General features: G+C 42.4%; 11 protein-coding genes and 1 pseudogene. 2 read left to right on the top strand and 10 right to left on the bottom strand.

What is annotated here, in order from left to right:
- Window positions 1-29: 29 nt before the first annotated feature.
- Together NSQ54_00430 and NSQ54_00425 are read right to left on the bottom strand one after the other, a co-directional pair.
- On the bottom strand, window positions 30-1,724 hold the full coding sequence (locus NSQ54_00430; protein WYP26637.1) for a M3 family oligoendopeptidase: 1,695 nt from the start codon (window positions 1,722-1,724) through the stop codon (window positions 30-32).
- A 46-nt stretch (window positions 1,725-1,770) separates the two neighbouring features.
- Window positions 1,771-2,217 carry an Lrp/AsnC family transcriptional regulator gene (locus NSQ54_00425; GenBank protein ID WYP26636.1) on the bottom strand — a complete coding sequence of 149 codons (447 nt, stop codon included), beginning with the start codon at window positions 2,215-2,217 and terminating at the stop codon, window positions 1,771-1,773.
- A 161-nt stretch (window positions 2,218-2,378) separates the two neighbouring features.
- Here NSQ54_00425 and NSQ54_00420 point away from each other — a divergent pair, with 161 nt between their 5' ends.
- Window positions 2,379-3,017, top strand: a complete 639-nt coding sequence (locus NSQ54_00420; protein ID WYP26635.1) for a YitT family protein — start codon at window positions 2,379-2,381, stop codon at window positions 3,015-3,017.
- A gap of 20 nt (window positions 3,018-3,037) precedes the next feature.
- Here NSQ54_00420 and NSQ54_00415 read toward each other — a convergent pair whose 3' ends face one another.
- The 6 genes and pseudogenes from NSQ54_00415 to NSQ54_00390 form a co-directional block, all read right to left on the bottom strand.
- Window positions 3,038-3,574 carry a phosphoglycerate mutase family protein gene (locus NSQ54_00415; GenBank protein WYP26634.1) on the bottom strand — a complete coding sequence of 179 codons (537 nt, stop codon included), beginning with the start codon at window positions 3,572-3,574 and terminating at the stop codon, window positions 3,038-3,040.
- Between the two features lie 24 nt (window positions 3,575-3,598).
- A complete protein-coding gene (locus tag NSQ54_00410; GenBank protein WYP26633.1) occupies window positions 3,599-4,030 on the bottom strand; it encodes an NUDIX domain-containing protein in 432 nt (143 codons plus the stop codon).
- A gap of 18 nt (window positions 4,031-4,048) precedes the next feature.
- Complete coding sequence (locus tag NSQ54_00405; protein WYP26632.1) at window positions 4,049-4,687, bottom strand: HAD family phosphatase; 639 nt, start codon at window positions 4,685-4,687, stop codon at window positions 4,049-4,051.
- Window positions 4,668-4,947, bottom strand: a pseudogene (locus tag NSQ54_00400) (RNA-binding S4 domain-containing protein). The gene NSQ54_00405 and the pseudogene NSQ54_00400 overlap by 20 nt, the downstream one beginning before the upstream one ends.
- A gap of 17 nt (window positions 4,948-4,964) precedes the next feature.
- Complete coding sequence (gene mazG, locus NSQ54_00395; GenBank protein WYP26631.1) at window positions 4,965-6,419, bottom strand: nucleoside triphosphate pyrophosphohydrolase; 1,455 nt, start codon at window positions 6,417-6,419, stop codon at window positions 4,965-4,967.
- 8 nt (window positions 6,420-6,427) lie between these two features.
- Window positions 6,428-8,029, bottom strand: a complete 1,602-nt coding sequence (locus NSQ54_00390; protein ID WYP26630.1) for a polysaccharide biosynthesis protein — start codon at window positions 8,027-8,029, stop codon at window positions 6,428-6,430.
- Window positions 8,030-8,193: 164 nt separating this feature from the next.
- Here NSQ54_00390 and NSQ54_00385 point away from each other — a divergent pair, with 164 nt between their 5' ends.
- Entirely contained in the window at window positions 8,194-9,261 is a 1,068-nt protein-coding gene (locus NSQ54_00385) for an undecaprenyldiphospho-muramoylpentapeptide beta-N-acetylglucosaminyltransferase (GenBank protein WYP26629.1), read from the top strand.
- Between the two features lie 49 nt (window positions 9,262-9,310).
- On the opposite strand, the gene spoVT is transcribed toward NSQ54_00385, so the two are convergent.
- Together spoVT and mfd are read right to left on the bottom strand one after the other, a co-directional pair.
- Window positions 9,311-9,847 carry a stage V sporulation protein T gene (gene spoVT / locus NSQ54_00380; GenBank protein ID WYP26628.1) on the bottom strand — a complete coding sequence of 179 codons (537 nt, stop codon included), beginning with the start codon at window positions 9,845-9,847 and terminating at the stop codon, window positions 9,311-9,313.
- Between the two features lie 152 nt (window positions 9,848-9,999).
- Entirely contained in the window at window positions 10,000-13,548 is a 3,549-nt protein-coding gene (gene mfd / locus NSQ54_00375; protein ID WYP26627.1) for a transcription-repair coupling factor, read from the bottom strand.
- Window positions 13,549-13,698 lie beyond the last annotated feature (150 nt).

The following is a 13,698-nucleotide window of genomic DNA, read 5'->3' as shown; positions in this document are numbered from 1 at the left end:
ATTGAGTTCGTTAAAGACTAGCCGATTACCTATAATTGTTCATCCTTCACTTCTTCCAACCAACCCTCAATCTCACCAATCACAGATGCAACACACCCATCTTCAAATGGAGATCTCAAGCCTGCAACCTTAACCAGTTCAAGGAAGGATAAGCTTCCTCCTTTTTGGCACAGATTTAAATAATCCTGCCACGCTGCTTGTTGATCGTCGTTCATCCGCTTCCAGAATTGCAGCGCACAGATCTGTGCAAGCGAGTAGTCAATATAATAAAACGGCACTTGGTAGATATGAGACTGACGCTGCCAGAACCCACCTGCCTCAAGGTATGCATTCCCATCGTAGTTTCGATGCGGGAGATAGCGTTTTTCTAGCTTACTCCAATAAAGCTTGCGTTCCGCTGGTGTCGCTTCTGGATTCGCATAGACAAAGTGTTGAAATTCGTCAACGGCTACCCCATAAGGGATAAACAAAATTGAATCTGCTAAATGAGCGAACTTGTACTTCTCTGTGTCTTCCTTGAAGAAATGCTCCATCCAAGGCCATGCGAAAAACTCCATACTCATTGAGTGAATTTCAGCTGCCTCCATCGTTGGAAATGCATATTCCGGTACAGCTAAATGACGGCTTTGATACACTTGAAAAGCATGGCCCGCCTCGTGTGTTAATACATCAATGTCACCGGACGTTCCGTTAAAGTTCGAAAAGATAAAGGGAGAGCCGTATTCAGGAAGATATGCACAGTACCCTCCGCTTTCCTTTCCTTTTTTGCTTAATAGATCCATCAGGTTGTTTTCAATCATATACGTGAAGAATTCATCTGTTTCCTTTGAAAGCTCTTTGTACATAAGCTTCCCTTTTTCTATAATCCATTCTGCATCGCCTTTAGGAGTGGGATTCCCGGTTTGATACGTAAAATTCTCATCATAGAACTTGAGAGTCTCTACTTCAATTCGACGTTGCTGGCGCTCTCTAAGCTTAGTCGCAACAGGGACAATCTCATCTTGCACTTGAACCCTAAAGTTTGCGACCATCTCTGCATCATAATCTGTTCTTGTCATGCGGGCATAACCCATCTCTACGAAGTTAGTAAACCCAAGCTTCTGCGCCATTTTGTGCCGAACCTTTACTAGGTCATCATAGATACGATCCAACTGTTCTTCATTCTCGGCAAGGAATTGAAATTTAGCAGCAGAGGCTTTTTTTCGTACGTCACGGTCCGTCGATTGTTCAAACGGTGTAAGCTGGCTAAGTGTACGTTCCTCTCCTTCAAATTCAATTTTTGCTGAAGCAATCAATTGACCATATTCAGTAGTCAGCTTGTTCTCAAGCTGTAGCTCCGGAATAATATCAGGACTAAACGTTTTGAGACTTAGCTCAGCAAGCTTAAACAGCTGACTTCCCCATCTTTCCTCCAATTGCTCGCGATGCGGCGAATCAATGAGGGCACGGTAATAGTCTGTTTTAAATTCCTGGATTACAGGCATGACTTCATCTATGTATTCTTTTTCTGCCTTGTAAAATGCATCCTCTGTATCAATCGAATGACGGATTGAAACCAGATTCGCCTGCGTTTCAATCCAGTTTGAATAATCCTGCAGTGACTTTAAGGCTTCAATTTGTCCTTCCACTGTATCCGATTCTTTAAAAAGCTCAATGTGCTCAGCAAATATTTCTCCTACTTCTTCTTTATCTGGACGTTCGTATGGGATTTTTTCGAATTTCATGATTTAACACCCTTTCTTTTATACTTACTCTATTCGCCACACACATTTATTTCTCCTTTTGAGCGGGAGTGATGATGCGAAATGGGACTGGAGAATTAAGGACAGTAGAAGTGTTAATCGTCCCGTAAGGTATAAGCCGGTCAATCAACATGGTCATCGCATGCATATCTGCTACGGCTGCCTTTAAAAAGTAACTCACTTCTCCTGTTACCCGGTGACACTCAATAATGGCTTCGTCCGTTTGAATCATTGCTTCAAACTCTTGAATGGACACCTTTAAACCAGCAACCTGAATGATCAGCATGATTTCCTTCCCAATAGCCGGAAGTGAGATGCGTGCTGTGTAGGCTTCAATCACTCCTTTTTCTCTCAACCGCGTTAATCGCTCTGCTGTACTTGGACGACTTAAGGATAAAAGCTTAGAAAGTTCACTAACAGTCATCCTTGAATCTTCCTGTATCGCAGCAATAATTCTGCGATCTATCTGGTCCATTCTAGGTCCTCCTTCACTTTTACTCCATTATAAAATAAAAAACTTCATAAAGTCGGATTTTTGTTAGATATTCCTTCAAAGTATTATGCGCACTTTTTGTTTCTTTCGATACGCTAATAGGAGGAGCATTGTAGCGAATACGAGTGGGAGGAACGGTGTGTATGAAACGCTGGTTACTTATCTTTGTTGGTTGTTTATTAGCTTCATTAGGAGTGATTGTGCTCACTCATTCAGATCTTGTTACAGGTGGTACAGCAGGGCTTTCTTTGAGTATTGCATATCTTACAGGTCTACCTTTTGCCTTTCTTTTTTTCATCATTAATATCCCATTTTATTTATTTTCGATCAGTCGAATGGGGCTTTCCTTCACAGTCACAACGATATTATCCGTCACAATCTTAACGCTGATGACAAGCATGAATGCGTTTTTACCTGACTTCTCTATCCCTTATTGGTTAGGAGCATTAGTGGGAGGGATGGTTATTGGAATGGGTCTCAGTCTCTTATTCCGTCACCAGGCTTCACTTGGAGGATCGAATATTCTCGCACTGTTTTTACAGAAGCGTTTTGATTTTGACCCTGGTAAAACAAACTTTCTCTTTGATTGTGTGGTAGTCGCCTCAAGTTTATATGCGATTGGCTGGATTAAAGGCTTTTTCTCCGTTTTATCGATTGCTGTTACTTCAAAAGTCATTAGTTACTATAAGCAAGGGTATATGACAAAGAAGAGCGAGCAACCAGTTCAAGGCACCATTCATCTTTCTCCAAGCAAACCGAAAAAACTGTCAACAGACCTCTAGAGTGAGATCTTGTTGACAGTTTATTTTTCAAATAGATACAGCTTTCCATTTGTCGGTATTTTAAAATAAGGTCCTTTGTATCCTCGTTTTTTTAAGTTCTTCCTCATTATGTCCATCACACCACCATGACTAACGATCAAGCAATCCTTGCCTTCTTTCTCAGCTTGGTTAAGGATTTCATCGAGCCGACTGCGGGTCTCCCATTTACTCTCTGGTTGAGAGGAATGCTTAAACAGCCATGCAAGCCGAATTAAAATCAGGTGGAGAAAAAGCGGTAATCGGAATGGAGACCGAAACGGAGGGACAAGATCGATTTCACGTAGCTTCTCCGTCTCTTTTATCTTTCCTTGATAGATTGTCGCAGCCGTTGTTCGTGCTCGAGGTAGAGTACTAGAATAACAGCTTTTCCACGTCACAGACCCTAGATCAACAGGAATCTCCTCTACATCTGATTCGTCATACTCACTTACCCACTTTGTTAAATCTTGACTCGAGATCCACAATTGCTTTGGATACCCTCGTGTTACTTTAAAGTGTCTGACTAACCCTATTTTCATGAGGAGCCCTCACTTCCCGTCTAGTTACCGAAAGCCATCACTGTCATACCACATGGACGATTGGTCTTTGGTTATTGCATTCAGAACATATGGAATGGTATTATCCGGCAGCTCGTTCGCTTTGAACCACTCTAGTGCCGAGCATTTATCGGGCTCAGCATTATAAGGCGTTCCAGACCAGTTCTTGATCTCCACAAAGAAGTCAACCCAGTTTAATGTTCCAGATAAACGGTGCAGGACTCCGCTTACTTTGATGTCATTGCGGTCAACATCCACACCGATCTCTTCTTTTGCTTCCCGCTGAACCGATGTAAGCATGTCCTCATCCGGATCAATCTTACCCGCCACAACACTCCAATTCCCGTCTTCAAAGCCTGTGTTTTTTCGTTTGAGAAGTAATACTTGATCATCTTGATAAAAAAGCAAATGCACGGATCCATACAAATGAGGCTTCATTTACATCCCTCTTTCATATTAAAGCTGATCTACATCAATCTCATCAATCGCCTGAACAACCGTATCAGTTATAGACAAGTCCTGATCTCCGGCATCAGGTGCAGCATACCCAATACAGGTCATTCCTGCGGCTTTGGCAGCACGTGCACCGTTATGAGAATCCTCCAAAACTACACAATCTTTTGGATCAATACCAAGAACGGCTGCCGTTTCAAGATAGATATCTGGAGCCGGCTTGCCCTGGTTTACTTCCTCTCCACTAATCACGGACGTAAAATGATCTTCAATGTTAAATTTCTGAAGGACCGCCTCGATGTATTCACGAGGCGATGATGAAGCCACCGCCATTGGGATATTGCGCTCTGATAGCTTCTGCATTAATCCTGGTATTCCTTCAATTGGCGTGAGATCCGATTCCTTTAAGCGTTTCAGTTTTTCTGTGTGCGCGTGTGTAAGAATGTCCTTGATTTCACCTGTTAAGCCGTGCTTTTCCTTCACGCGGCCCCACATGTCCTCACTTACCATACCTGTGTATTCGGCAAGGTCGTCTTCTGTAATCGTCGCACCGTACCGTTTGGCTGTTGCGATTTCGACCTCCACATGATGTGGCTCGCTATTAACAATGACTCCATCCATATCAAAGATAAAGGCCTTCATCATCCGTTTACCGGCTCTTCCTTGACGATAGTGTACATGTTATCCGCATCGTCCTTGCGACTCGTTTCACGAACCTCGTTGATTTTGACGGTTACCAGCTTTTGACCAAACCGAACAACAAGCTCGTCCCCTGCTTTTACATCTGAACCAGCCTTTGCTTGATTTCCGTTAATTGATATTCTTCCTTGATCACATACTTCCTTAGCAAGGGTTCTGCGTTTAATTAAACGTGATACCTTTAGAAATTTATCTAGTCTCATCTCATTTGTTCTCCCTTTTAATCGTATTGTTTACTTTCCTGCCAGATGGCTTCGAGCTCGTCTAGGCCAAGATCGGTCATTTGTTTACCTTGTTCTTTTACCCGTTCTTCAATGTATTCAAAGCGCTTTTTGAACTTCGTATTTGTTCGGGCAATAGCCTGTTCTGCATCGAGCTTGTAAAAGCGAGCCACATTCGCAATCGTGAAAAGAACATCTCCAAGCTCAGCTTCCATCTTTTCTTTATTAGCGCCTGCAAGCTCATCCTTCCATTCCTTTACTTCCTCATCAAGCTTATCCCAAATTGGTTCTACATCACCCCAGTCAAAACCTACCTTAGCTGCCGCCTTCTGCAGGGCGATAGCCTTCATTAATCCAGGCAGTGCAGTAGGTATGTTTAACAATAAGCCCATCTCTTCGCCCGTCTTCTCTTCCTTTTTAATTGCGTCCCAGTTGGTCAGAACCTCATCTGCTGTGTTGGCTGTACCCTCTCCGAACACATGAGGGTGACGACGAATCATTTTATTTGTTACAGCAGCCAGTACATCTTGAATAGAGAACCAACCTGCATCCTCTCCAATTTGAGCGTGCAACATCACCTGCAAGAGCACGTCACCAAGCTCTTCTACTAAATGTTCGTCATCTTCCTGATCAATCGCATCGAGTACCTCGTACGCTTCCTCAATCAAATATGGCTTTAAGCTTTCATGCGTTTGCTTTTTATCCCAAGGACAGCCGTCTGGTCCGCGAAGGGTGGCAATCACCTGTCTAAGCGTCGCAAATTCCTCTCTTAGCAAACGCTCGTCCCGTACTGGCGGCACATACACAGCTGTCAGATTATTAAGCGTTGTAACCCGGTCAAGTTCGTGAAGCGGTACACGCAACAAGCTTTCATTTTTAGAGCCCACTGCTGTGGCAACCACCACTTCATATTCATCGGGTAAACGCTCCATTAATGTCAGTTTTACATCTGAAGCAATCATTGCGTCATACACCTGCACAATAATCAGATGCTGTGTCAGCTGAAATTCATCCCTTTTAAAATGGGTTCCATCAAGAATCTGGCTGCCTTCAATTGGATCAATCTTAAGAGCGGTATACATGGAATCAAGAAAGCTTGTTCCTCCAAGAAAATGTAGCTCTACACTACTAGCCTCTGCGTGCTTCACTAAAAGCTGAATGGTACGTTCAGCTACAAAAGGATGACCCGGTACCGCATACGTAATGTCTTCTTTTTTAGCTTTTTGTAATAACGTTTCTGTGATCTCTTCATACACCGCTTCAAACTGGTCATGCTTTTCATAGATCTTATCAAAAGAGATCCATGTTAAGTTCTCTTCTGCAAGCTCCGTTAATACCGGATGATCGTTTGTCCGGACAAACAGGTTACGCGCCACCTTTAGATGTCGGTACAGACCCATTGGCATCTGATCTAAATCACCCGCACCAAGTCCGACAATATGTATCTTTGCCATCTATTCCTTCATTCCTTCCTACGTATAAAAAATCCTCTAATTTTCTTCACCTTTGGGATCTGGTCCCACTCAGATGTTGTAAAGACAGGTAAGATGAGCAGACATACGAGTACAACCAGCCCACCTATTCCACTCAGCACCAAAGCCAACCCCGCATCATGCATACGGTTTTGTCCTATATTTAATTCTGTCCAACGTATCATGAATCCATAGCTAGCGCTTGTCACAACGGCAAGCGCAGTAAGCGTCATTGCTAAAGCCACATAGGGAGTGAATTGTAACACAACCTTACCTGATGCACGCTTAATTGCAATGATCCCGAGGCATGACATGATTGTCGTTGCAATGGTAGTAGCCATTGCGGCCCCCATCGCTCCGTACAACGGAATAAGCGCGATGTTTATAATGGTCTTTAATACAAGTCCAATTCCTAAAATGATGACAGGTACTCTAATACGCCCAAGCCCTTGCAGGACAGCCGCTACGGTTAAATAAACGGCGCTTGAAGCAATGGATAAAACTAACACTCTTAGAAATCCCGATCCTTCTATATCTGTAAAAAGCATATGGTTTAAAGGCTCCATAATGATAACCATACCAATTGTAGCTGATCCACCAATTAAAAAGGAAAGTCGTAAGGACATATCCTGATACTGCCATACGGCCAGCTTCTCTTTGCGTACCCTAGCTTCTGACATAGCAGGAACAAGAGCTAATGCAAGGGTTGTAGCAAGAATCGTACCTAGTTGGATTAGTGGCTGTCCTCGGTCATACACCCCTTTCAGCTCATAAGCTTCTCGTTCAGATAAGCCAAATACGTTGAGCAAGTGAATCATAGAGAATACATCCACAAATTGAAAAAGAATCAAGACAAGTGCATTCATGCAGATGAACACGCTTTGACCCAAAAGTACGCTCACTTGCTTTATGATTTGCCCAAACGATACCTGCCTCAACTCATTTATACCTAGTGTGATCCCTCGCTTATGTAAGAACGTGAACAAAAGGATAACACCTGTTAAGCTACCAAAAAGAGAGCCATAGATTGCACCTGTTCCTAATTGGTAGGCATTAGCACTTGAATTCATTAGTAGATATGTAATAAGTAAGATTGCTGTCACTCTGCTAAGTTGCTCCCCCACATTTGAGATGGCGGTAGGTAACATATCATGTTGTCCTTGAGTTGCACCTCTTGCTACGCTTAGAAACGGGACAAATAAGAAGGAAAGCCCTGTTACGCGTAAGACACCTGTTAGTGCAGAATCTCCCATTAAATTAGCGAGCCACGGGGCCAATATTACCATTCCAACACACGTCACGATAGAAAATAAAAGCAGCCCAACAAAATAAAAACCCGTTGTCTTCCGTTGATTTGTAGGATTTTCAGCAAGCTGTCTAGAAAGAACAAGCGGAAACCCATATAATGAGATGATGGTCATGAATCCGTAAAATGGATACACCTGCTGGTACACGTAAAATCCTAAGTCACCAGCCATGTTTTGAAACGGAATTCGATACCCTGCGCTAATAATCTTTGTCACAATCGCAGCGATCGATAGTAATACAGCGCCTCCAAGGAAAGACGTCTTTTGACTGCTGTTTCTATTCAAACGTCTTCCTCCTTACAAATGGAACTGTCTCTATCATACTCAATTTATCTAAAAATCGCCATTCATGCTTGAAGCGGTTGAGCTAGACTCAAAATTCAAGTAAAGTGAACAAGTACTCGATTGAAAGTAGGCCACACTTATGTGGCATAAGGAGAATTTTATCTATGAAAAAAATCGTCTTTACCGGTGGAGGATCTGCCGGACATGTGACACCAAATATCGCCATTATGGATTCACTCGATCCAAGCGTTTGGGACATTTCCTATATTGGTTCTCATACTGGCATTGAAAAAGAACTTATCGCTCGCACAAATATTCCATATGATTCAATCTCAAGCGGAAAACTACGCAGATACATTGATCTGAAAAACGCGACCGATGCGTTTCGCGTACTAAAAGGAATTCTTGACGCACGTAAAGTGCTAAAGAAACGTAAGCCTGATCTTGTCTTCTCAAAGGGAGGATTTGTTACAGTACCTGTTGTCATTGCGGCATCTAGCTTAAAGATTCCTGTCTTCCTGCATGAAAGTGATTTGACACCAGGGCTTGCTAACAAGATCGCTCAACGATTTACTACTCGGATTTTCACATCGTTTGAAGAAGCTGCCGCTCATTTTCCTGCTGATAAGACCACAGCCATTGGCTCACCTATCCGCCGTGAACTGCTAGAAGGCAACCCCAAGCACGGACTCGACTTTCTTGGCTTTCGCCCAGGTAAGCCCGTCTTAACCATCATGGGTGGAAGCTTAGGAGCCAAAGCTGTGAACGAAGCGGTTCGAGCGGCGTTGCCAGAATTGCTGACCGAGTTTCAAATTGTTCATCTATGCGGAAAAGGACACCTAGACCCTTCTTTAAATGAACAGTCTGGTTATAAACAGTTTGAATATGTACACGACGAGCTCTCTAATCTGTTAGCTGCAACAAGCTATGTTATTACACGTGGTGGATCCAATGCAATTTTTGAATTCTTAGCATTAAAGAAACCGATGCTGATCATTCCACTTTCACGGTCTCAAAGTCGAGGCGATCAAATCTTAAATGCCAAGTCATTTGAGAAAAAAGGATACAGTCTGACTCTTGAAGAGGAAAATGTAACAAAAGAATCATTGCTCGATCACCTTACAAGGTTAAAAGAGAATGAAACAGACTTTATACAAAGGATGGATGAGTCCCATGAAACAGATGCAATTCAAACCATCTTATCAGAAATGAACTCATACGCATCCTCTTAACAAAAAGAACCGTTATCTACTTTTCCTGTAGGTAACGGTTCTTTCTATTCTACTCCATTTGTCTAGCTAAGAAGCTTGCTGCTGTTTCTGCCATTTTTTGCTCAAGCGTCCCGTTCAGCGTTTGTTCTTTATTAAAAATAACAACCGTACCAATCGGGTCTCCATTTGCGATGATTGGAGCAATGACATAGCCCTTATAATCATCGTGATGTTCACTGACCAGATTGTATTCTCCGGGGTTTGCCTCAACCTTCGTTTTACGGTTAGCCATCGCAGACTCCACGACTTCGCCCACTGCTTTATTTGCAAATTCTTTTTTCGGTGCACCTGAAACAGCGATAAACGTATCGCGATCGGAAATTAAAATATGATGGTTTAAGCTTCCATAAAGAGCTTCTGCATACTCTTTAGCAAAATCACCAAGCTCAGAGATTGGTGAATATTTTTTAAGAATCACTTCTCCGTCACGATCCACAAAGATTTCAAGCGGGTCCCCTTCACGGATCCGAAGCGTTCTTCTGATCTCTTTAGGAATAACTACTCTACCCAAATCATCAATACGTCTTACAATTCCAGTTGCTTTCATGCTGTATTTCCTCACTTTCGCTGATGTAATCCCTGGACACTTTGGCTGCTTCTATAAGTTCGGGTTATAGGTAGTATTTGTCTTGAAATAAGAACTATTCCCCAATTCTTGAATTTGTTTCAGTGTCTTGGATGGATCAACCAGCGAATTGGTCAGGAAGCGGGTGTTTTTGACTTTTTCTTTTTCTTTGAACGTGGAATGGCTTGAACTGCCTTCTCCACTAAATCAAGCACTTGCTCATTCGTAAGCTTCCTGGTTTTAATGACCACTTTAATTTGTTTGCCTTCTGTACCAAGTGATACTTCACGTCCAAGCGTATTCACCACGTCAAACAACTTACTGCCATCCATTTGCTCTGACGTTTCTTCTGTAAGCAGAATGGTTAACTGATCCTTGTTCTCAGAAATTTTTTGAATTCGCTCTGCATCACCAATTAATTTTATCGCTGTTAGACGAATTAAATCACTTACCTCGGTTGGGTACTCGCCAAAGCGGTCAAACATTTCATCTTTTAAGTCTTGAAGCTCCTGGAGCTGTTCAATCGCTTTGAATCGTTTATACATTTCAATCTTTTGTTTGGCATCTGTAATATACGATTCAGGAATATAAGCGTCTATGTTGATATCCATCTCCATCTGGAACGGAGGCTCCTTAGGTGTTTCACCTTTACGTTCTTCAATGGCTTGTTTTAGCATTTGAGAGTAGAGGTCGAAACCAACTGACTCGATAAATCCATGCTGCTGGGCTCCAAGTAAATTTCCTGCTCCACGGATTGTTAAATCCCTCATGGCAATTTTAAAGCCAGAGCCAAGCTCGGTAAATTCTTTAATAGCCTGTAGGCGTTTTTCAGCTACTTCCGTTAACACCTTATCACGCTGGTATGTAAAGTACGCATACGCGACGCGGTTAGAACGTCCCACTCGTCCACGAATCTGATAAAGCTGAGATAGTCCCATTTTATCCGCATTATATATGAACAATGTATTCACGTTTGGAATATCTACACCTGTTTCAATGATCGTTGTGGTCACAAGTACATCACTGTTACCTTCTAGAAAATCGAGCATAATGGACTCGAGCTCTCGTTCGTTCATCTGCCCATGAGCAAAGCTCACCTTTGCGTCTGGAACAAGCATTGAAATCCGTTCAGACATTCGCTCAATATCCTCGACTCGGTTATATAAGAAATAAACCTGACCTCCACGGGCCATCTCACGTTCAATCGCTTCTCTGACAAGCGATTCATTAAACTCAACCACATACGTTTGTACAGGAAAACGATTTTCTGGTGGTGTTTCAATAACAGAAAGGTCGCGTACACCCAGCATCGACATATGTAATGTACGAGGAATCGGTGTTGCAGTTAGTGTGAGAACATCAATATTCGCTTTCAGATGCTTAATCTTTTCTTTATGCGTTACACCAAATCGTTGTTCTTCATCGACAATGAGTAGAGCAAGATCCTTGAAGACCACATCTTTAGACAAGAGACGATGTGTGCCCACAACGAGATCAACGGAGCCTGCTTTGACTCCTTTTAACGTTTCCGTTTGCTCTTTGCGCGAGCGGAAACGACTTAAGACTCCAATATTAATTGGGAAATCAGAGAAACGCTCTACAATAGTTTCATAATGCTGTTGAGCAAGAATTGTTGTCGGGACAAGAATAGCCACCTGCTTGCCATCCATGATTGCTTTGAACGCAGCTCGAATCGCCACTTCTGTTTTCCCGTAACCAACATCTCCACATAACAGACGATCCATAGGACGGATGCGCTCCATATCTTTCTTAATCTCTTCTGTTGCACGCAGCTGATCCTCTGTCTCAGAGTACTGGAAGGACGTTTCGAACTCACGTTGCTCATGTCCATCCTGACTAAAAGCATGTCCTTTGCTTGCTTCTCGTTCTGCGTATAGCTTAATTAGGTCATCTGCAATATCTTCAACAGAAGATTGTACCTTCCGTTTAACCTTTTTCCAATCGCTTCCGCCTAATGCGTAAATCTTTGGATCCTTCTCTTCAGATCCAACATATTTCTGAACCTGATCGATCTGATCAACCGGAACATACAGCTTATCGTCAGCTGCATAACGCAGATGCAGATAATCCTTATGAAGACCATTAATCTCAAGAGTTTCAATTCCTAAATATTTTCCGATCCCGTGATTTGTATGAACAACAAGATCGCCTACCTTCAGTTCAGAATAGCTTTTAATTCGTTCTGCATTGGAAAGCTTCTGATTCCGTTTTGTTGTACGTTTAGTCTGCTTAGCAAAGACTTCTTCCTCTGTAAGAACGACTAGCTTCTGTGAAGGTAATTCAAATCCAGAGTGCAGCTGTCCTTGGATAATGTGAATCTTTCCTGCTGTTAGCTCCGTATCACGGTCTACAACATGAACATCAATACCCTCTTCTTCTAAATTCAGCGATAAGCGATCAGCCCGATCCTTTGTCCCTGCGACAAAAAGAATCGCATTACCTGCCTTCTGCCAACGCTTGACTTCAGATTCAAGAAGCTGCATTTGCCCATGAAAGTTTTGCATTGATTTGCACGAAATACTAACCACGTTTTGAGGAGAGGTAGATGGAACATGTTTTAAGAATAAGGAAAGATAAACAACTGGGTACGGAGATTTCTGAATCGACGGTAGTACATCAATCGACATTTGCACATCGTGTACCAGGTCTCCATTTTCAATTAGTGAAAGACTCCAGTTCGCCTCTTCCTTTTGCAGGTTATCGGCCATTTCCTTTACTCTGGTTAATTCATCCACGATACACATCGTGTCCTCAGGCATATAATCTAAAAGAGTTTCTGGCTGATCAAAGTACAGAGACATATACTTGTACATACCTTCAAAGCTAGTCCGCTGTTTAAGTTTATCTATATCAGCTGTAATTTTTTCATCAAGCTGAGCTCTTGTTGTTTTTGCTGAAACTTTCTTGAGCGTGATGGCAAGCTTCTCTTCTAATCGGCTGGCTGCCTGTGAAAAGTGTTGATCTGATAAAATAATCTCTGTTGCAGGACCAACCTTTAGATTCTCTACATTCTCAATTGAACGCTGAGTATCTAATGAAAATGTACGGATGGAATCAATATCTGTATCAAATAATTCTATGCGAACAGGGTTGGATTCTGTTAGCGGATACAAATCAACAATTCCACCACGAACACTCATCTCACCTGGTGCAGATACCATATCCACTCTACGATAACCCATTTTAATCAGCTTGCTTAACATTTGTTCAATGGATCCAATGTCAGACCCAAGTTCAAAGGAATAGAAGCTGTCCTGCCAAACCGATTTTGGCGTAAGCATTCTGCGTACTCCAGCTAAAGGAGCAATAACCACGCCAGAAAAGCCTTCAGCCAGTTTATTCAACAGGTCAAGGCGCTGCGCTTTCATCTCGGGACTTGCGACGGCAATTTCAGCAGAAATCAGTTCATTCACTGGGTATAAATAGACCTGCTCTTCTCCCAAAAGGTCTACCAGGTCTTCATGAATCTTTTGAGCTTGAAATAGGTTATGTGTGATGACCAGTTGACTTCTTTTTGTTTCTCGATACAAAGAAGCCATGGCCAAGGTTCTTGATGAACCACTCAAACCAGAGATCAGCTGCTCACTCATTGATGCTTCTAAGCTTTCGAGTACGGTCTTAAGCTCCTGACTTTGACTAAAATATGATTGCAATCCTAACATCGTGGATCCCCCTGTTTCGTAAAAAAACCTATATAATCGGTCGTACATACTTCTATTTATTTATGCTACTCAGATTGCACCCTACTTATGACAACAGACAGGTAGTTTGAATAGAAAAACGCTTTGGCATAGTGAGCCAAAGCTTCATGT

It is taken from the genome of Alkalihalobacillus sp. FSL W8-0930 (genome assembly GCA_037965595.1).
Taxonomy (GTDB): domain Bacteria; phylum Bacillota; class Bacilli; order Bacillales; family Bacillaceae_D; genus Alkalicoccobacillus.
This window is presented reverse-complemented; position numbering and strand designations above follow the sequence as displayed.